The sequence below is a fragment of the Kouleothrix sp. 19917 genome, assembly GCF_057073505.1.
The window spans coordinates 1,702,343-1,720,698 of the sequence record NZ_CP097099.1; the positions used below are offsets into that span (position 1 = coordinate 1,702,343).

General features: G+C 62.9%; 16 protein-coding genes. 5 read left to right on the forward strand and 11 right to left on the reverse strand.

What is annotated here, in order from left to right:
* Positions 1 to 36 precede the first annotated feature (36 nt).
* Positions 37 to 456 (forward strand): GxxExxY protein, encoded by a 420-nt coding sequence (locus tag M1P90_RS07000; protein ID WP_483701887.1) that lies wholly within the window; start codon positions 37 to 39, stop codon positions 454 to 456.
* A gap of 81 nt (positions 457 to 537) precedes the next feature.
* Here M1P90_RS07000 and M1P90_RS07005 read toward each other — a convergent pair whose 3' ends face one another.
* From M1P90_RS07005 to M1P90_RS07020, 4 genes are read right to left on the reverse strand one after another with little or no spacing between them, the layout of a single operon-like run.
* Positions 538 to 1,944 carry a glycosyltransferase gene (locus M1P90_RS07005; protein ID WP_483701888.1) on the reverse strand — a complete coding sequence of 469 codons (1,407 nt, stop codon included), beginning with the start codon at positions 1,942 to 1,944 and terminating at the stop codon, positions 538 to 540.
* A 9-nt stretch (positions 1,945 to 1,953) separates the two neighbouring features.
* A complete protein-coding gene (locus M1P90_RS07010) occupies positions 1,954 to 3,213 on the reverse strand; it encodes an ABC transporter ATP-binding protein (RefSeq protein WP_483701889.1) in 1,260 nt (419 codons plus the stop codon).
* Positions 3,214 to 3,216: 3 nt separating this feature from the next.
* The gene (locus M1P90_RS07015) at positions 3,217 to 5,064 is read right to left on the reverse strand and encodes an ABC transporter permease (RefSeq protein ID WP_483701890.1); all 1,848 of its coding nucleotides are present in this window, start codon (positions 5,062 to 5,064) and stop codon (positions 3,217 to 3,219) included.
* Entirely contained in the window at positions 5,052 to 6,905 is a 1,854-nt protein-coding gene (locus M1P90_RS07020; RefSeq protein ID WP_483701891.1) for a polysaccharide deacetylase family protein, read from the reverse strand. The genes M1P90_RS07015 and M1P90_RS07020 overlap by 13 nt, the downstream gene beginning before the upstream one ends.
* Before the next feature lie 108 nt (positions 6,906 to 7,013).
* Between M1P90_RS07020 and M1P90_RS07025 the strand changes: the two genes are divergently transcribed.
* The gene (locus M1P90_RS07025; RefSeq protein ID WP_483701892.1) at positions 7,014 to 8,006 is read left to right on the forward strand and encodes a potassium channel family protein; all 993 of its coding nucleotides are present in this window, start codon (positions 7,014 to 7,016) and stop codon (positions 8,004 to 8,006) included.
* Here M1P90_RS07025 and M1P90_RS07030 read toward each other — a convergent pair.
* From M1P90_RS07030 to M1P90_RS07055, 6 genes are all read right to left on the reverse strand, one after another.
* Positions 8,003 to 8,320 (reverse strand): putative signal transducing protein, encoded by a 318-nt coding sequence (locus M1P90_RS07030; RefSeq protein ID WP_483701893.1) that lies wholly within the window; start codon positions 8,318 to 8,320, stop codon positions 8,003 to 8,005. The genes M1P90_RS07025 and M1P90_RS07030 overlap by 4 nt on opposite strands.
* A gap of 102 nt (positions 8,321 to 8,422) precedes the next feature.
* Positions 8,423 to 9,397, reverse strand: a complete 975-nt coding sequence (gene secF / locus M1P90_RS07035) for a protein translocase subunit SecF (protein WP_483701894.1) — start codon at positions 9,395 to 9,397, stop codon at positions 8,423 to 8,425.
* 153 nt (positions 9,398 to 9,550) lie between these two features.
* Positions 9,551 to 11,005, reverse strand: coding sequence for a protein translocase subunit SecD (gene secD / locus M1P90_RS07040; protein ID WP_483701895.1), 1,455 nt, complete (start codon positions 11,003 to 11,005; stop codon positions 9,551 to 9,553).
* Positions 11,006 to 11,092: 87 nt separating this feature from the next.
* A complete protein-coding gene (locus M1P90_RS07045) occupies positions 11,093 to 11,548 on the reverse strand; it encodes a vitamin K epoxide reductase family protein (RefSeq protein ID WP_483701896.1) in 456 nt (151 codons plus the stop codon).
* 51 nt (positions 11,549 to 11,599) lie between these two features.
* On the reverse strand, positions 11,600 to 12,331 hold the full coding sequence (locus tag M1P90_RS07050) for a DsbA family protein (protein ID WP_483701897.1): 732 nt from the start codon (positions 12,329 to 12,331) through the stop codon (positions 11,600 to 11,602).
* Positions 12,328 to 12,849, reverse strand: coding sequence for an N-acetyltransferase family protein (locus M1P90_RS07055; protein WP_483701898.1), 522 nt, complete (start codon positions 12,847 to 12,849; stop codon positions 12,328 to 12,330). The genes M1P90_RS07050 and M1P90_RS07055 overlap by 4 nt, the downstream gene beginning before the upstream one ends.
* A 298-nt stretch (positions 12,850 to 13,147) precedes the next feature.
* Here M1P90_RS07055 and M1P90_RS07060 point away from each other — a divergent pair, with 298 nt between their 5' ends.
* Entirely contained in the window at positions 13,148 to 13,834 is a 687-nt protein-coding gene (locus M1P90_RS07060) for a histidine phosphatase family protein (RefSeq protein WP_483701899.1), read from the forward strand.
* Positions 13,835 to 14,060: 226 nt separating this feature from the next.
* On the opposite strand, the gene M1P90_RS07065 is transcribed toward M1P90_RS07060, so the two are convergent.
* Positions 14,061 to 16,532 carry an ATP-dependent Clp protease ATP-binding subunit gene (locus M1P90_RS07065; RefSeq protein ID WP_483701900.1) on the reverse strand — a complete coding sequence of 824 codons (2,472 nt, stop codon included), beginning with the start codon at positions 16,530 to 16,532 and terminating at the stop codon, positions 14,061 to 14,063.
* Between the two features lie 284 nt (positions 16,533 to 16,816).
* On the opposite strand from M1P90_RS07065, the gene M1P90_RS07070 reads away from it, so the two are divergent.
* Positions 16,817 to 17,116 (forward strand): hypothetical protein, encoded by a 300-nt coding sequence (locus M1P90_RS07070; protein WP_483701901.1) that lies wholly within the window; start codon positions 16,817 to 16,819, stop codon positions 17,114 to 17,116.
* Between the two features lie 353 nt (positions 17,117 to 17,469).
* Positions 17,470 to 18,225: a FadR/GntR family transcriptional regulator gene (locus M1P90_RS07075; protein WP_483701902.1), complete on the forward strand. Its 756-nt coding sequence runs from the start codon at positions 17,470 to 17,472 to the stop codon at positions 18,223 to 18,225.
* Positions 18,226 to 18,356: the final 131 nt, after the last annotated feature.

An 18,356-nucleotide genomic window follows, 5' to 3' on the forward strand; every position in this document is an offset into this window, starting at 1 on the left:
TGCTATCAATATATTAGCATAACGCAGGGTCGAACAATGCACAACAATGAGCAGCTTAAATACGCCGATATCACTGATAAAATTCTTCATGCGTTTTTCAAAAAGGTCTATCATCGCCTGGGATATGGTTTTCTAGAAAAAGTGTATGAGAATGCACTATCGCTTGAATTGCGGCGTATTGGTTTGAAAGTCGAGCAGCAAGCTAAAATTGCTGTGTTTTATGAAGGCGAAATTGTAGGGGAATATTTTGCTGATTTACTTGTTGAGGATTGCGTGATTGTTGAACTCAAAGCTGCCCAGCAGATCGTTGACAGTCACGAAGCGCAGCTATTAAATTACCTGCGAGCCACACCTTATGAAGTTGGGCTGTTGCTAAACTTTGGACCAAAGCCCGAATTTAAACGCAAAGCGTTTACGAATCATCGAAAATCATCAGTGACCTGGCAAGTTTTATAAATAGTTTTCCTCGTCGACTGCGTTTTCCACGTCCAATGCAACTCGTCCTCTCCGCCTAGTCTGCGTTTTCCGCGTCCAATTTTACTTGCGTAGTCTGCCCAGCTGGCTCCGAAGCCGGGCAATAATGCCCCGCTCGTGCTGCTGGAGGCCTGCCACAGCGCGCTGATATTCCTGCTCGACATGCGCCACATACCGCCCCCGCTCATCAAGTGCCGCCTGAAGCTCAGCCACGCGGGTATCGGCGGCGGGCGTGATCGCTGGCAGGCGGCGCGGCTTTGCGCAAAACGCAATCAATGGCTGTGCGACCTGTTCCCATGCCCAACGTTCGGCAAGCGTGCTGGCGGCAGCGCGCATGGTGTCACGTGCTGCAGCTTTGTGGTAGTGTGTGCGAAATGCGTCAATCCAGGCTTGCAGGTCGTGCGGCGGCACCAGCTGCGCGCAGCCAGCGGCGGCAAATGTTTCGCCCAGGCTGTCGCCGGCTGTGCAGAGGACGGGCAAGCGCGCCCACAGGTAATCGAGCAGGCGCGTGCGAAAGGCGAAGTGCGTTTCAAGGCCCGGCAGGTGCGCCGAAACCCCTGCATCGGCCTCGGCCAGCAGCGCGCCGCGCTCGGCGTAGGGCACCCAGCGGTCGAGAAACACCACACTCTGATTGAGCACGCCCAGCTCGGCGGCCAGCGCCTCGGCGGTGGCGCGCTTGCCAGTGGTAAACGGCTCGCCATGCGGGTTGGGCCGTGCCCCGCCAAAAAACACTAGCCGCAGACGCGGGCATTCGTCGCGCAGCGCAGCCACGGCGCGCACCAGAATCTGTGGGTCGAACCAATCCCACAGGCCGCCAGCCCACAGCGCCATAACATCATCGGGGCCAAGCGCAGGGTGCGTGCCGCGCAAGGCAGGCACGCGCGCACGCGCTGGCGCAGTGGTGGCAATTCCCGAAGGCACCAGATCGATCAGCTCGCGCAGGTCGCGGTCGGCAATGCGTGCAATGCGCGGATTGATCCGGCCCACACCGGTGAGCGCGCCCAGCCAGTAGTCGCGCTGCGCCTCGGTTGCGCAGAAAAAGAAATCGCCGCGCCACAGCTGCGCCTCGGTAAGCGCCTGATACTGCGCATGCTGGGCCTCGGCAGTAGCCAGGTCTGCCCCGGCGTAGAGATCGAGCCCCTCGATGATCAGTGGGTCGTACAGGTCGATCGCGATGGGCAGCTCGCTGGCTAGGAGCTCGGGGTGGTAGGCCAGCGCAAAACCCTGCCCGACGATCGCGTCGGCGCTGGCGAGGGCTGGCAGGAGCGCGCCGGCTTGCCCGAAGTGGTAGGGAAACAGCTCTACCATCGTGCTGGGCGGTGGGGTGGCGCTGTCGGGCGCGGCCAGCGTGACCGGGCCATGCGCTGCCAGGGCGTGGGCCAGCTCCCAGGCGCGGATGCCAGGGCCGGCCATTGCTGGCCCCACAATGTCGCTGCTGACAAACAGAATATGCGGGCGGCGCTCGGACATAACGATGTGCTACTTCTGCGGGCTTGCAGCTGGCTGCTGCTCGTCTGTGGCAGTCCAGTGCCAGCGATGCGGAATGGCGAACATACCATAACGATCGCGAACATCGTCGCTCTGCACAATCATGCGGAAGCGCCGGTCGTGAACATCATAGGCATGCAGCTCGCTCTGATCGTGCACAGCGGCGCTGATCAGGTAGCGACCGGCCAGCAATGGTAGCTGTGGAATAATGAAATCGACATAACCTTCGCCGTATACTTCGGGGATGTCGACATTATCGAAGTGTGTATTTGGCCCATAGATCCACACGCCATTCTCGTGGTGGATGGCCATGCCAAACACGGGCCGCACGATGCGCTGGTGCGCGTGGTAGTGCATGCGCACGGTCACAGGCGCGTGTGTTTGAAACACAAGGCGTTCCTGGCCCGCGCCATCCAGCAGCTCGACGCGCGTGATCTCGACTTCGCGCGTGCCGTGGCGATTGCCCACGCCTTCCTCGGCGGCAGACGACTGGCCCAGGGCTTTTTCCTGCTCGCGGCGGTTCACATCGGCCAGGTAGGCGTCGATCACCTCGCCAGCCGCGCCAGCCGCGCGTGGTGTGCCGTGATCGAGCCAGACCGCCTGGTCGCAGAGTGCCCGCACGGTATCGAGCGCGTGCGACACAAAGATGATCGTTTTCCCAAGCTGGCGGAAGCGGTAGATGCGATCCATGCACTTGCGCTGAAACGACTCGTCGCCAACCGCCAGCACTTCGTCGGTAATCAGAATTTCGGGGTCGACAGCGGTGGCGACGGCGAAGGCCAGGCGCGTATACATGCCCGACGAGTAGTGCTTGACTTCCATATCGATGAAATTACCAATCTCGGAAAACTCGATGATTTCGGGCAGCTTGGCGCGCATCTCGCGGCGGCTGAAGCCGAGCAGCGAGCCATTCAGGAACACATTCTCGCGCCCGCTCAGCTCGGGATGGAAGCCGCTGCCCAACTCGAGCAGCGCCGCCACGCGGCCATTCATGCTCACGCGCCCGCTGCTTGGTTCGAGAATGCGGGTCATGAGCTTGAGCGCGGTGCTTTTTCCCGCGCCGTTGTGGCCCACCAGGCCCAGGCTTTCGCCCTTCTTCACGCGGAAATCGAGATTGCGCAGCGCCCAGAACTCTTCGACACTGCTGCCGCGGCGCAGCATACGCGCAAAGCGCCCCTGAATGGTGTCGGCGCGCTCGCGATTGATCACAAAGCGCTTGCTGACGTTTTCGAACTCAATCACGTTGGTCATGGGTTAAATATCTTCCCCAAACGAACCGCTGCGCCGCTGGAAGAACCAGTAGCCCAGCGCCAGGATGCTCACCGCTGTCACCAGCACGCGCAGCACACTGGTGAGCGCGGGCAGGCCGGGCGTTGGGATATTCGGCACCGACACAGCCTGACCGTAGAGCACTTCGCGGTAAAACTCGATCAGCGACGCCATCGGGTTGATCCAGCGAATCGCGACGGCGAGCGGAATACCAAAAACCGTGCTATTGAACGACTCGATCGCGTAAACCACTGGCGTCAGGAAGAACCAGAACTGCATCAGAATGCCGATCAGGTGTACGAAATCGCGGAAGCGCACTGCCAGCGCGCTCATCAGCAGCGCCAGGCCAGTGAGCAGCATGGTTTGGATGACAAGCAGCACCGGCAGGTAGGCTATCGTCCACGCGAAGTTCAGGCGGCCCAGCGTGCCAAGCTGCACGGCAGCCATGAGCAGGAGCATCATGGGCAGCGAAAGCAGGAAGTTGAGCAGGCTCGAAAGCACGCTGACCAGTGGCAGCACTTCGCGTGGGAAGAACACCTTCTTAATCAGGCTGGCGCTGTCGATAATGCTGCGCGCGCCGCCAACCACCGCCTCGTTTGTGAAGTTCCACGCCAGCAGGCCGATGATCAGGAACACCGGGAACATGCTGATTGTGGACGACAAGAGGCGGCTGAAGACGAACCAGAACACCAGCATCAACAGCAGCGGCGCAAGCTGCGTCCACAGGTAGCCGAGCGCGCTGCCTTTGTAGCGCACGCGCATGTCGCGCAGCACCAGGTTGATGATCAGCTCGCGGTAGGCCCACAGCTCGCGTACTTTGCGCATCACGCCGGCGCTGCGGTCGACGGCCACGCCTGCGCCGCCAAACACCAGCCCCACAATAGCAGCCAGCGCCAGCAGCGGCGCAGTGTAGCGCGGGATTTCGCCCCCTGTGGGCGCGGCGGCGCTGCGATACACGCCCGACTGCTGGGCAGGGTCGAAAGGCGCGTTGAGCAATTGAAGCGCGCGGCGGATCGCATCGAGGCCCGTGATCAGGTGCGTCTCGGTCTGGCAGTCGGCGGCGGCCTGATCGCCACGGGCGGCCAGTTCGGCGCGGCAGTTGAGCCCGGCGGCGCGGATGCGTGCTTGCAGCGCGGGCAGATCGACCGTGCTCAGCTCGACGTCGCGCACTTCCAGCGCGCGCGCAAGGTCGCTGCGCGTTTCGGCATCGAGCTGCTCAAGCGTGATCCGGCGCGTATCGGGGGCGGGTGGCTTGCTGAGCGGGAATGCCGAGTTCAGGAAGATTGTGCGCAGCTGCGCCTCGAAGGATGTGGCCGGCGGCGCGCCCTGCTCCAGCGCGTTGACAAGGTACGAGCCAGTCAGCACGCGAAAAACCTCGCGCCCGCCAGCAGCGCGAATGCTGCGGGCCATGGCTTCGGCAGCGTCGTCGGCCAGGCGCTGGGCTTGTTCCGGTGTGGGCGCAACCGCCGTCACGCGAATGCTGCCGTCGGCCTGCGGCTCGTAGCGCGCGCCAAGCGTGGGCGAGCCAAGCGTGGGGTAGCGCGGGGAAGTGCCGTCGCTGAGCGCCCGGAGCAGCTCAATCGCAATTGATTCGACGGCGTAGTAATCGGCGTTGGGCTGCTGGGCGGTAAACAGCCCGCCACGGTGGCGCGCATCGGCGGCGACACTCGCGCTGGTGGTGAAGATCACCGGCTGCGCAAGAATGCGCGGCGCGGCGGTAAGGAGCGCGCCAGCGGTGCAGAGCAGCAGCCACAGCCACTGGTAGGTGCGCAGTGGGCCGCGCTGGCGCGCGAGCGCGCTGGCCCAGCCATTGGGAAGGGCTAGACGGGCCATGCATGTACCTCCACCGTCTGCCCAGCGCGCAGCGTCATGGTCAGGTCGGAACCGTTCGCGGCGAACCAGGGCGCGCTGGCCACGCCATTGGCAAGGAGCTTGCCTGGCGCAAAGGGCAGGGCGAGCGTGATTCCTGCGAGGTCGCGCGTAGCAGTGTTTGTGATGCGAATATTCACGGCGGGGGCACGTTCCTGTGTATGAGCGGCGGGCGGCAATTCGGTAATGTTCACGTGCGCCAGCGCCTGCTGCCAGTCGGCAATTTCGGCCAGCGGCGCGATCCACAGCTGCCCGGCGTCGCGCAGCTCGGCGGCGCGGCGCACCACGCGCGCCCACGCAGCGACTTGTTCGGGCGAAGTTACTTCTTCGGTGTGCGCCCACAGGTCGATCATGCCAGCGGCAGTGCGCGTGCTGTCGAGCAGGGCCAGCGCCTGATCGGCGCTGCTGGTGGTCAGGTAGAAATCCGGGCAGGCCAGGATCGTCTCATGCCCCGGCACTGGCGCGCAGTATGGGCTGCTTGGCGACATCAGCTGGTACTGGCTCTGGCTGCGGTTGGTGCGCGTCACCGAAGTTATGCCGGCGCGCTCCAGCACCTGCCAGTCGGCGTCGCTCATGCCGCCGCTGCTGCTCCACGGAAATGCCAGCGAGCGCGCCGGCGCGACACCCTGCGCGGCAGCAGCTTGCTGCCACGCCTCGAAATCGGCCTGCCACTCGGCGGGGCTGGCGTAGCCGCCATACAGGTGGCTAAAGGTGTGGGTTTGAATGTCGTGTCTGGCAGCTTGCAGCATTGGTATCAGGTCGGCAAAATAATAATCCGGGCTGGCCGGCAGCGCCGTGTATGGGTCGGTGCTGAACCACGGTCGTTTCGACCAGTCGCTTTTCCAGCCATTTTCGGTTTTGGCCCAGGCAAAGGTCGGGCCGCCCAGAAAGGTGCGGCGCTCGGCGTTGCCATGAAGGAAATTATACCCGGTTGCGTAGTATGTTGCGCGGATGTCGTAGCTGCGAAACAGCTCAAGCGTGGTGGTGATACCCTGGCGCATGCGCAAGCCGCGCTCGCGTGGATCCTGGGCGTTGTTTGGGTCGTCGGCGGCGAGCGAGCGCGAATGGATCAGCCCGCCCATGGTTGTTTCCCAGTCGAAGGAAAACGACAGCGCCGCCTGCGCGCCCTTCGGCCAGGGCCGCAGCGCCACTGGCGAAACCTGCGCTACCGGCGTTTCGGGCGCTGCCGCGCTGATCGCGCGCACGTGCATGGCGTCGAGGTAGAGCCGATTGTCGGCGGCGGGCTGGATGCGCACGCGCAGCTGGGCCGCGCCATCTGGCGCCGCAAATGCGGCGCGCAGCGGCGACCAGGCTGCCGCGCCGGGCTGCCACAGCGCGACCGCCTGCCAATCGCTCTGCGAGCTTGCAACCGTGCCGCCCGCTGCGTCGAGCCAGCGAAACTGCAGCTGCACGCGTGTCGCGCCTTTGCTGGGCTGGTCGGTCAGCGCCGCGCCGCTGAAGCAGTAGCTGCGCCCGGCACGCACATTCATGGCTGGCGTTTCGACATAATTTGCAATGCCAATCAGCTGCAGCGCGCGGTCGTTGCCATCGAGATCAAAACCTTTTCCCTGGCTGGGATGCTGTAGCTCAGCGCCGCTGCTGGTGTGGAATGCCCACTGCGCCGCCACGGTTGGCGCGGCCGCGTCGGGCGCGAGGCTGGCGTTTGGCAGCAACTCGCCGCCCAGCACGGGCACGGGCAGGCACTGCGCTTCGCGCCGACCGGCCAGCCAGGCCAGCGCGCTTGCGCCCGCTACCAGCACGATCAGGAGTGCAGTCACAAAGAGAATTGTAGGTCGTTGGCGCATCAAAACGGCATATTCTAGCATAGGGGTGCTGGCTTGACAACCGTGCGGCGTCCGTTAGAATCGCGTACAATAGCCACGAGCAACGGGTAACTGGGCAGAGGCTGCGCCATGGTAATACGCAACTCGCGAATGCAGCTGGGGTGTGCCTTGCTGGCGGGGGTGGTGCTGGTTGGCACGGTTGGCTTCATGCTGATCGAGGGCTGGTCGGCGATCCAGGCGCTCTACACGGTTGTGCTGATCGTTTCAACGCTTGGCTTCAGCGATCTGCGCCCTTCCGACACGCCCGGCCAGCTGCTCACAATCGTGCTGATTGCGATGGGCGTTGGCACGCTCTACTACCTGGTTGGCGCGCTGGCGCAAAATCTGATCGAAAATCAGTTTGACAGAAGCAGGCGACGTTCGATGGAGAAACGCATTGCGCAGCTGAAAGAGCATTTCATTGTCTGCGGTTTTGGCCGGGTTGGCCGCGAAACTGCCCAGCAGCTCAAGGCCGAAAATCAGCCCTTTGTGGTAATCGATAACGAAGAACAGCGCCTGCAGCGTATTGGCGAAGCGGGCTACCTGTTTGTGCGTGGCGACGCTGCCGACGACGAGGTGCTGAAGCGCGCCGGCATCACACGCGCCCGCGCGCTGCTCACCGCCGTGCAAACCGACGCCGCCAATGTCTACATCACCCTGTCGGCGCGCGCGCTCAACCCGCAGCTCATTATTGTTGCGCGGGCGGCAACTGCCGAGGCCGAACATAAGCTCAGCATTGCCGGCGCGAACCGCGTGATCTCACCCTACATCCTGGGTGGCCGCAGCATGGCCGGCCACGCGCTGCGCCCGGCCGTGATGGATTTCCTCGACGTACTGGTGCATAGCGAAGAGCTGGGGATGTGGCTGGAGGAAATGATCATTCGCGCCGACTCGTGGCTGAATGGCATGTCGCTGGGCGATGCGCAACTGCGCCAGACCACCGGCATCACGGTGCTGGCAGTGCGCCGTGCCAATGGCGAAATCGTCGTCAGCCCGCGGGCTGATCTGCGGCTGCTTGAAGGCGACACACTGATCGTTCTGGGGGCGCGCACCGATGTCGAGCGCGTCAGTCGCCCGCGCTAGTCGGTGCCGAAATCAAGCTCGCCGAACAGGCGCGCCGCTTCCTCGGCTTCGGTGGCGGGCACCCACAGCTGCACTACGCCCAACGGCCCACTCACCACGCCATACAGGCTGCTGGCGCTTTCGGCCCGCAGGTGCACCGTGACGCCAGCCTGCTCAAGGTAGGTGCGGGCGATCTCGGCGCGCAGCGGCCCATCGACCGTGCCAATGCAGACTGGCTCGCCGCCGCCGCCCGTTGCCACCCGGCTGGCGCTCGACGTCTCTTCTTGCTCGGGTTCGCCACCAAAGGGCAGCCAGCGTAGCATGCGCTCGCTCATCGCGCCTCCTTGCGGTCGAAAAAAGCGAAAGGCGCAGCATCAGGGCCACGTGCGCCTTTCGCTCTTACGTAGAGGGAAATTGTGCCAAACTACGCGGCAGAGCTAGGCGGCTGCCTGCTCGCTGCGCCCGCGGCCAAACCAGTTGCGCCACTCCTGATGCTCCCACACCACCAGCAGCTGCGCGGCGTTGAAGATCGACGAGTAGGTGCCACTAATCAGGCCGAGCAGCAGGATCAGCACAAAATTGAAGATGCTGGCACCACCAAACAGCAGCAGCGCGGTGAGCGTGAACATTGACGTCAGCTGTGTGTTGATCGAGCGCGGCAGCGTCTGCACAATGCTGTGGTTCACAATCTCGTCGAACGGTTCGCCCGAGCGGGCGTGGATCAGGTTCTCGCGCACACGGTCGAACACCACAATCGTGTCGTGCACCGAGAAGCTGATGATGGTGAGCAGCGCGGTCAGGAACAGCGCGTCGACCTCCAGGCCGAAGAAGTAGCCCATAATCGCGGCGACGCCCAGCACCACCAGCACGTCGTGCAGCATGGCGACGATTGCGCAGACGCCGTAGCGGATCGGGTGAGGGGCCTTGCGGAATGCCAGCGTCAGGTAGATCAGAATGGCCAGGCTAGCGCCAAGCACGGCAATCACCGCGCTGCGTGTGGATTCCTGGCTGACGGTTGCGCCAACGCTCTGCACCTGCTCGCGGCGGGTTTCCTGGCCATATTTTGCCTGCAGGGCGGCCAGCACATTGCGCTGCTGCTCTTCGCCGGTGTTGGCGTCAAGCGACTTGGTGCGCACCAGCACAGCCGGGAAGGAAGCGCCCTGCGTGGTCACAGTGCTGAGCTGCACCTTGGCGTCTTCAAAACCCTGCTGCGCAAAGATTGCGGCAACCTCGTCGGTGTTGAGGTCGCTGGCCTGCTTGCCGGGGAACTGAAATTCCCACAGCGCGCCGCCGCTAAAGTCGATGCTGGGGCGCAAACCGCCGCCGGGCATCAGCAGAAAGACCACGCCCGGAATAATGATCAGCAGCGAGATCAGGAACCAGATATAGCGATGGCGAACGATACTCTCCATAATGTGCGCTACTCCACGTCTATGCTTATTGGTGGTTTGTCGGGCCAGGCGGCAGGAAGTGAAACAAACGGCTTGGCAGCATCCTCGCGCCCTTTGTGCCTTCGAGTCTTCGTGGCAATCGTTTCTTGCCGCCTTACTTGAAAGCTATTGGTATCAGGCCATTGCCTCGCGTTCGCGTTCGCGCTCAAGGCCGGGCGCGGATTCGAGCTCGAACATCCAGGGATTCTGGGCCATGCGCAGCGGCACAATCAGGCGCAGGAAGGTGCGCGTAACAGTGATTGCCGTGAACAGACTCACCAGAATGCCCAGGCCAAGCGTCAGCGCGAAGCCCTTGATAATGCTCACACCGAAGCTATTGCCGAACAAGAACAGGATCGCGCTGGTGATCAGCGTCGAGGCGTTCGAGTCGCGGATGGCGGGCCACGCTTCCGAGAAGCCAGCTTCGACTGCAGCGCGCAGCGATTTGCCGCGCCGCAGCTCTTCTTTCAAACGCGCAAAAATCAGCACGTTTGCGTCGACTGCCAGGCCGATTGAGAGAATAAAGCCGGCAATGCCCGCCAGCGTCAGCGTGATTGGGATCAGGCGGTACAGCGCAAAGCTGATCGCGGTGTAGATCAGCAGCGCCACCGTTGCCAGCACGCCCGGCAGCCGATAGTAGAGGATCATAAACAGCGCAACAATGATCAGGCCCACCCCGCCGGCCAGCAAACTTGCGTTCACCGAGTCCTGGCCGAGCGTTGCCGACACCGTGCGGCTCGATTCGACCTGCAGCGAGACTGGCAGCGCGCCGTATTTCAGCTGCGTGTAGAGGCGTTCGGCCTCGGCGCGGGTGCCAGTGGTGATCTGCCCACTGCCGCCGATCAGCGCGCTCTGGATGGTGGCGCAGCTATTCACGACATTATCGAGCACGATGCACATCAGGCGGCCAACATTCTGGCTGGTGAAGCGCTCGAGCTGCGAGGCCGAGTTGCCGTTGAAGGCAAAGCCCACCGCAAACTGGCTGGCGCCTGGCGTCTGGTTGTTGCCGAACTGCGGCTGCACCTGGCTGGTGTTGAGGTCGCGCCCGTCGGTGATGCTCGCATACACCGGCCCGGTCGTCAGCGTGTTGGAAAGCGCCGCCGTTGACGATAGCTCGGTGGTGCTGCTGGTTGGTGTGGTTGAGCGAATGCGAGGCGTTGGGCTGCCGCTGGTGCGCACGATCGAGCCCTGCTGGGGCGCGTCGGCACCAGAAAAGCCCTGGCCATCGACATTGGCAATAAATTCAAGCTTGCCGGTGCCGCGCAGCGTCTCGCTCACCTGCTCGGGGTTGGTCACGCCCGGGAGCTCGACAATAATGCGATCGTTGCCCGAGAGCTGAACAATCGTTTCGCTCAGGCCCAGGCCATTCACGCGCCGATCAACCACTTGCTCGGCTGTTTCCATAACATCGCGCGCCACGTTGGGCTCTTGTGCGCGCAGCAGCACTTGCGTGCCGCCTTGCAGATCAAGCCCCAGACGCGTTCGGACGTCGCGGTTGAGCCAGCGATTATCGGGCGCGAAGTCGATCCAGAGCGCGAGCCCGGTAACAATGAGGGTTAAAACGAGTAGGGTTGCATCTCGACTACGCACAGCTTCTTTGCCTCCATGACGGGAAACTTTGTGAAAACCGATGCATTATAGAGCCAGCTTGGGCGAATGTCAACGCATCGGCCTTGCTCACGCGCCGGCAGCTTCGGCTTGCCGGGCTGCTCGCCAGTTGAACAAGGCTGCCAGCCAGATGCCCAGGTCGAGCAGGGCGGCGATGGCGCACCAGAAGCAGATCGCGCCAATCACGGCGACTTGCAGGTAGCTGAAGTAGATGCCGGCCAGCAGCGCAACGCTGGCAAGCGCCAGCAGCACATCCGCCAGGCGCACGCCGGCCACGGCTTCCATGTTCAGCGATAGCAGGGCAGCCAGCAGGAGCGCGGCATAGCCCGCCACACCAATAAATGCCACTGGGACGCCCAGCATACTAGCGTATGCGCTGCTTTGCACGGCCTCGCAGCCGCCGCCGACCGGGCAGACCAGCGCGCCGCCGGTCAGGCGCTCCAGCGAGAGGTAGGCCGCGTCGAGCAGGCCCAGCAGCGCCATAATGGCGATCGCCATGCGTGGGAAAGGGGAGTATTCTGTCATAGTGCGGCACAAACGAGCGCGGCGCGGGTTATGGCCCGCGCCGCGCCTGGCTTATTGCTTGGCGGCCAGCGCGGCATCAATCGCGCCGCGCAGCTGGTTCGCGTTGAGCGGCTGCCCGTCGATGGTGAAGGTCGGCGTCTGGTTCACGCCCGCTTTCAGCGAAGCATCGTAGGAGGCTTTCACGGCGGCGGTGTACTTGCCGCTGTTCACGCATTCCGCAAAGGCATTGCGGTCGAGCTTGAGCCCATCGGCCAGCCCGGCAAAGAACACGTTTGGCTCGGTGCTGTTTTCCCACTGCGCCTGCGTGGCATACAGCTGGTCGTGCATCGGCCAGAATGCGTTCTGGTCGCCGGCACAGCGCGCAGCCTCGGCGGCGGGCACGGCATTGGCGTGCTGGCTCAGCGGGAAGTCGTGAAAGAGGAATTTGACCTTGCCGGTATCGACATAATCTTTCAGCAGCGCCGGCTCCATGGTCGAGTAGAAGGTGCCGCAGGCCGGGCACTGGAAGTCGGCAAATTCCACCACCGTCACCGGGGCATTGGCGTCGCCGCGGGCGGGCAGGCTGCTCAGCGGGATGCTGCTGACGACTTTGCGCTGGCGGCTGGCTGCATCCTGGAGCGCGCTGTCGCGCAGGGTCTGGGTGTTGCTCAGCAGCACGCCCACGCCCACCACAGTAATCAGCACAAGGATGACATAAAATGCGGTCATGGGCACGCCGCTTTTTCTGGTGGGCGTGCCGCGCCCGCGCTGTGGCCGCCCAGCGGCCGCGCGTTTATCGCTCATGAATGGCTCTCTTCCGATGATGTTTCGGTTTCGGGGGCGTCGAAATCAACTGCGCAGCCCAGAGGCAGCGCGCTGCGCCACAGGTCGTTCGTGCTGGCGCTGAAGCTAAACGCCTCGTACAGGCGCTTGGCCGCGCGGTCGCCCGAGCGCACCGCCGCCTGGATGAATGCCGCGCCACGCCCTTCAGCCCGCGCGCAGGCGTAGTCGAGCATGCGCGTGCCAATGCCCTGCCCGCGCGCTTCTGCCGTCAGGTAGAAATCTTCGATCACAGCGTAGGCGGCCAGCTCCCAGGTCGAAAGGCGGTAGTTGATCTGCAACACGCCAACACTGCGGTCGCCAATCTGGGCCAGCACGAAATCGCTGAACTGGCTGATCAGCAGGGCGTGCACAATTTCCGCCAGCGCATCCGGGTCGGGCGCTTCGCGGCCCGAGGCGGCAACCTGCGCCTGGATCATCGGGACAATCAGCGGGGTGTCGTCGGGCTCGCACAGCTTGATAGTCAGCACAGTATCGGTCATGGTTCTGCTTTCTCAAATCTCAGGCGCACGGCGCGCTCGCGCTCCATTATAGCGGCGGCGCTGGGGGGCGTCAACCAAACTTTGTGTGCTAATTCACGAAACCCGCGCGGCTCAGCGGTGGTATAGTAAGACCAATACTTTTCAAATAGCCACAAAGACTCGAAGACTGCAAGATTTTATAGCATGCTTATGCTCTTCGTGCCTTCGATTCTTCGTGGTAATCGTTCTTGGCTGCCTTATCTGAAAAGTATTGCTAGAAAGACCGGCTGAAGGGAGATCAGGAGCAAAGCACACACCCATGAATACTATCTATCTGGTTCGGCACGGCGAAAACACTGCCAACCTCACGCGCGAGTTTTCGCATCGCAAAGTCGATTATTCGCTCACGCCCAAGGGCGTGCTGCAGGCCCAGCAGACGGCGGCCTTTTTTCGCGGCAAGCCAATCGATGCGATCTACGCTTCGCCGCTCAAGCGCGCCGTCGAAACGGCCACAATTATTGGCGAGGCAATAGGCCTTGCGCCAACTATCGTCGAAGAATTTCGCGAGGTGAATATTGGCGCGCTGGAAGGTCGCCCGCCCAACGACGACGACTGGGTCGAGCACGACCGCATTGTGCGCGCGTGGCTCACTGGCCAGCCCGATCTGCGCTTCCCTGAGGGCGAAGATTACCATACCCTGCTTGGGCGCATGCGCGCCGGGCTCGGGCTGGCGCTGGCTGGCCGCCACAACCAGCGGGTGATTATTGTCGGCCATGGCGGCATTTTTACCTTCACGATCAAGGATATTTGCCGCGACATCGACCTCGAATCGCTGATCCGCCACCCCAGCCGCAACTGCTCGATCACCGAGATCGAGCTGGATGAAGCCGACGGGAGCGCGCCCGGTCTGCTGCGCGAATGGTCGTCGCACGCGCATATTGTCGGCGATGCAGTGACCCAGATCATTGGCCACCCGGGCTTCGATGGCAAGCGCGGTGTAGGGTGAACAGCGGCATTGCTGCCGATTGGGAAAGGGTTTTTGATCCGCAGATTACGCAGATTACGCAGAAAACGAAAGATTCTATAGCGATTCTATTCTCAAAACGCCAAGCTCGTTCTGGTTTGAGCGGCTCTTGGGTCCTGATTCTGCTCAATCTGTAGATAGTTTTCCATTCGAAAGGCAAGAAAAAACCCCTTCTCCCAAAACGAGAGAAGGGGTTCTTCGTACCAGTTTATGCGCCAAGCGGCTCGGCGGGCTTTTTGTGGCCCAGCTCCAGCGTTTCGCGCTTGTCGAAGGTTAGCTCGCGGCCGTTCGCGTCGACCACAATCGTGTCGCCGCTCTTGAACTCGCCCTTGAGCAGCGCGCGCGACAGGCGCGTTTCGACCATACGCTGGATGGTGCGGCGCAGCGGGCGAGCGCCGTAGGCCGGCACATAGCCTTCGCGCACCAGCAGCGCCTTCGCCGCCGTCGAAAGCTGCAAACCCATGCCCTGTTCGCGCAGGCGATCGGCCACTTCGTTCACCAGCAGATCGACGATCTGGGTCAGCTCGGTTTCGGTGAGCGCCTGGAAGACCACAATATCGTCGATGCGGTTCAGGAACTCGGGCCGGAACGCCTGGCGCAGCGCCTCAAGCACGCGCTCGCGGGCGGCATCCTCGGCATTGCGGTCGTGCTGTCGCACCAGGCCAATGCTCTGCTGGCGCACGTGCTCGGTGCCGACATTCGAGGTCATGATCACGACGGTGTTGCGGAAATCGACGGTGTGGCCCTGGCCGTCGGTCAGGCGGCCATCGTCGAGCACCTGCAGGAGCGTGCTGAACACATCCGGGTGCGCCTTCTCGATCTCGTCGAACAGCACGACCTGGTAGGGCCGCCGCCGCACGCTCTCGGTGAGCTGCCCGGCGTCGTCGTAGCCAACGTATCCGGGCGGCGCGCCAATCAGGCGGCTGACGGTGTGGCGTTCCTGGAATTCGCTCATGTCCACGCGGGTCATGGCGTCTTCGCTGTCGAACATAAACTCGGCCAGCGCTTTGGCAAGCTCGGTTTTGCCCACGCCGGTCGGCCCGACGAAGATAAACGAACCAATCGGGCGGCCGGGGTCTTTCAGGCCACTGCGCGCGCGGCGAATGGCGTCGGACAGCGCGACAATCGCTTCGTGCTGGCCGATCACGCGCTCGTGCAGGCGCGCTTCCATGTCCACCAGCTTTTCGCGCTCGGTTTCGAGCATGCGATTGACGGGTACGCCGGTCCAGTTCGAGACAATCGCGGCGACATCTTCTTCATCCACCACTTCGTCGAGGTTCGAGGTTTTCAGCCAGGCGTCGCGCGCGGTGCTGAACTCCTGCTCAAGCGCCAGGAAGCGGGCGCGCAGCGTGGCGGCGCGCTCGTAGTCGCGGCGCGCACCCGAATCTTCTTCCTCGCGGCGGAGCTTTTCAAGCTCGCTTTCCTGCTCGCGCAGGTCGGCCGGCATGGAGTAAATGTCGATGCGCAGCTTGGCGCTGGCCTCGTCGATCAGGTCGATTGCCTTGTCGGGCAGGAAGCGGTCGGCGATGTAGCGGCTGGAAAGGCGTGCCGCCGCCTCAATTGCCTCGTCGGAGATCGTCAGCGCGTGGTGCTCTTCGTAGCGCTTGCGCAGGCCGCGCAGCATCTCGATCGTGGTTTCGACATCGGGTTCTTCCACAAACACCGGGCTGAAACGACGCTCCAGCGCGGCGTCTTTCTCGATATGCTTGCGGTATTCGTCGATGGTGGTTGCGCCAACGACCTGCATGTCGCCGCGCGCCAGGCCGGGCTTGAGCATATTCGAGGCGTCGATCGAGCCAGCGGCCGCGCCCGCGCCCACCACGGTGTGCAGCTCATCAATAAAGAGGATGACCTGACCCTGGGCGGCGCGCACTTCTTCCATCACGGCCTTCAGGCGCTCTTCGAACTCGCCGCGGAATTTCGAGCCCGCGACCATGCCGGCCAGGTCGAGCGCGAGCAGCTTGCGATCTTTGAGTGGCAGCGGCACATCGCCCGAAATAATGCGCTGGGCCAGGCCCTCGGCGATGGCGGTTTTGCCGACGCCGGTTTCGCCCACCAGCACGGGGTTGTTCTTGGTGCGGCGGCAGAGAATGCGGATCACGCGGGTAATTTCGGAATCGCGACCGATCACTGGGTCGAGCTTGCCCTGCTTGGCCAGCTCAGTCAGGTCGGTGCTATACTTGCCCAGGATTTCGTAGCGACCCTCGGCGCCGGGGTTGTCGGCGCGCTGGCTGCCCCGGATGTCCATCAGCGCCTGGTAGACGCGCTCCTGATCGATGCCGAAGCTGTTCAGAATGCGCGACGATGCGCCTTCACGCTCGCCGCTGATCGCGATCAGCAGGTGCTCGATGCCGACATACTGGTCGTTCAGGCGCGCAGCTTCTTCTTCGGCGCGCTTGACGAGGCGCTGGGTGCGCGGGGTGATATAGACCTGGTTGCCATAGCCATACTGGCCATACACTTTTGGAGATTTCTCAAGCTCGCGCTCAACGCGCTGCGAGATGGTATCGGTATCGACGCCGAGACGGTTGAGCGCCCGGTTGGTCAAGCCGTCGCGCTGACGCAGCATCGCCAGGAAAATATGCTCAACGTCGAGCTGCGTGTGGTGCTGCTCGTGCATAATTTCCTGCGCTTCCTGAAATGCTTCCTGCGCCTTGTCGGTAAACCGTTCTAATCGCATGATTCTGCCCCCGTGGGTGTCGCATTACACGATCGTAATACGTCAGGGGCAGTATAGCATAAAGTATGTTAGATCCGTGTTAGATTAACGATTGCGATAGGACCGAGAAGGGCAGAACGGCGGAACCGGCGAAGGCCGTATTGCTATACGCCCAGACTGAGAATCACAGAACTGAACAGTTGGCAGTTGGCAGTTGGCAGTCGGCAGTTTGCACTACGGGGCAACCTGCAAACCTGTAACTTGTAAACCTGCAAACCTGCAAATCTGCAACCATGAGGGAAACGATGACTGACGAATTTGTGTACGATTGGCTCCTTGCCGCGCCGATTGAGGCGGTGGCAGCACAAGTAGAGGAAGTCTGCGCCGCGCAGGGGTTGGGCGGCACATGGTATTCCAGCGCGCCGGGCGGCGTAGCGGTGAAGGGTTGCCGCCTGAGCGCCGATGGCACAAGCACGCTGGCGGTGCTGACCCTGCAAGCCCGCGCAGCAGCTACCACACACCTGCGTTTGCAGCCTGCCGCCCGCGCCGCCGACCCCGCCCGTGTCGCCGCCCTGGCCGAGGCGCTGCAAGCTGTGCTGGGGTGAAAGGGTGAAAGGGTGAGAGCCAGCAGTCAGCAGTCAGCAGTCGGCAGGAGGCAGTCAGCAGTCAGCAGTCAGCAGGAGGCAGGAGGCAGTCGGCAGGAGGCAGGAGGCAGGAGGCAGTCGGCAGTAACCTTCAGACCTGCAACCTTCAGACCTGCAACCTTCAAATCCGTAACCCGCAACTCACACCCTTTGCGTCCTTTGCGGTTTATTCTCCCGGTTGTCAGTCGTCGGCCGTCGGTGTTGACAATCAGATCATCTGATGATAATATCCCCGGCCACACCCCACGAAAACAAGCGCTGAATCCGTATAGCGGCCAGGGCGGCATGTGCGGCCCAGCCACGCGCTCCGTGCCATGAGTGCAAACCTGAAGCGTCCACGCCGGCAAAGCCTGACGCAGCAGTGCGTGGACAGCATGAAGCAGCATATTCAGCAGCAGGGCCTTGCGCCTGGCGCGCGCCTGCCCACCGAGCAGGAATGGGCCGAGATGCTGGGCGTCAGCCGGCTGGTGGTGCGCGAGGCGCTGCAGGTGCTGGCGGGCATTGGCCTGGTCGAGATCCAGCAGGGCCGCGGCACCTTTCTGCGCGACATCGCGGAAAGCAGCTTGTTCGACCAGCTGACCTTTGGGCTGGACCTGCAGCGCCTGAGCTACGCAAACGTCTTCGAGGCGCGCGCCATGCTCGACCTGACGGTGCTGGAGCTGTGCATGCAGCGCGCCGACGCCGATGCGGTTGCCAGCATGGAAGCAACGCTTGACGCGATGCAGACAGCAGTTCCCGAAACGCCAGCGTACCACGCCCTGCACCGCGAGTTCCACCGCCATATGCTGCGCGCCGCCGGCAACCCGCTGCTCGAGCGGATCGGCCTGATGCTGATCGATACCTTCTGGCAGCTTGGCGCAACCATGCCGGCGCTGTTCTACCCTTCGGGCCAGAGCCACGCCGACCAGATCGCCGCGCACCGCCACCTGATCGAAGCGATCAAAGCCGGCGACCTGGCGCAGTCGCGCGCGCTGGTGCGCCAGCACCTGCCGGTGCCGCCAGGGGCGCAATACCTGTTTCCCGGCGCGCTGGCGGCCGAGCTTGGCGACGCGCCGCGCCATTCGCACTAAGCGCCAGCACCTGTAGAAAGGAGGCCCACCCGCAGCATTATTGGGATTGCCGCACGTTGGAAATCGCTGACCGCTCAGATCCACGCCCGATCTGCCTTGACACCGTCTGTCAGCTCGAACACAGGAGGCTT

Coding starts and splice junctions, on each gene's coding strand:
- M1P90_RS07060 (WP_483701899.1), top strand. CDS start 13,148: ATGAATACTATCTATCTGGTTCGGCACGGCGAAAACACTGCCAACCTC.
- M1P90_RS07025 (WP_483701892.1), top strand. CDS start 7,014: ATGGTAATACGCAACTCGCGAATGCAGCTGGGGTGTGCCTTGCTGGCG.
- M1P90_RS07030 (WP_483701893.1), bottom strand. CDS start 8,320: ATGAGCGAGCGCATGCTACGCTGGCTGCCCTTTGGTGGCGAACCCGAG.
- M1P90_RS07010 (WP_483701889.1), bottom strand. CDS start 3,213: ATGACCAACGTGATTGAGTTCGAAAACGTCAGCAAGCGCTTTGTGATC.
- M1P90_RS07015 (WP_483701890.1), bottom strand. CDS start 5,064: ATGGCCCGTCTAGCCCTTCCCAATGGCTGGGCCAGCGCGCTCGCGCGC.
- M1P90_RS07075 (WP_483701902.1), top strand. CDS start 17,470: ATGAGTGCAAACCTGAAGCGTCCACGCCGGCAAAGCCTGACGCAGCAG.
- M1P90_RS07005 (WP_483701888.1), bottom strand. CDS start 1,944: ATGTCCGAGCGCCGCCCGCATATTCTGTTTGTCAGCAGCGACATTGTG.
- M1P90_RS07020 (WP_483701891.1), bottom strand. CDS start 6,905: ATGCGCCAACGACCTACAATTCTCTTTGTGACTGCACTCCTGATCGTG.
- M1P90_RS07045 (WP_483701896.1), bottom strand. CDS start 11,548: ATGACAGAATACTCCCCTTTCCCACGCATGGCGATCGCCATTATGGCG.
- M1P90_RS07065 (WP_483701900.1), bottom strand. CDS start 16,532: ATGCGATTAGAACGGTTTACCGACAAGGCGCAGGAAGCATTTCAGGAA.
- secF (WP_483701894.1), bottom strand. CDS start 9,397: ATGGAGAGTATCGTTCGCCATCGCTATATCTGGTTCCTGATCTCGCTG.
- M1P90_RS07070 (WP_483701901.1), top strand. CDS start 16,817: ATGACTGACGAATTTGTGTACGATTGGCTCCTTGCCGCGCCGATTGAG.
- M1P90_RS07055 (WP_483701898.1), bottom strand. CDS start 12,849: ATGACCGATACTGTGCTGACTATCAAGCTGTGCGAGCCCGACGACACC.
- M1P90_RS07000 (WP_483701887.1), top strand. CDS start 37: ATGCACAACAATGAGCAGCTTAAATACGCCGATATCACTGATAAAATT.
- M1P90_RS07050 (WP_483701897.1), bottom strand. CDS start 12,331: ATGAGCGATAAACGCGCGGCCGCTGGGCGGCCACAGCGCGGGCGCGGC.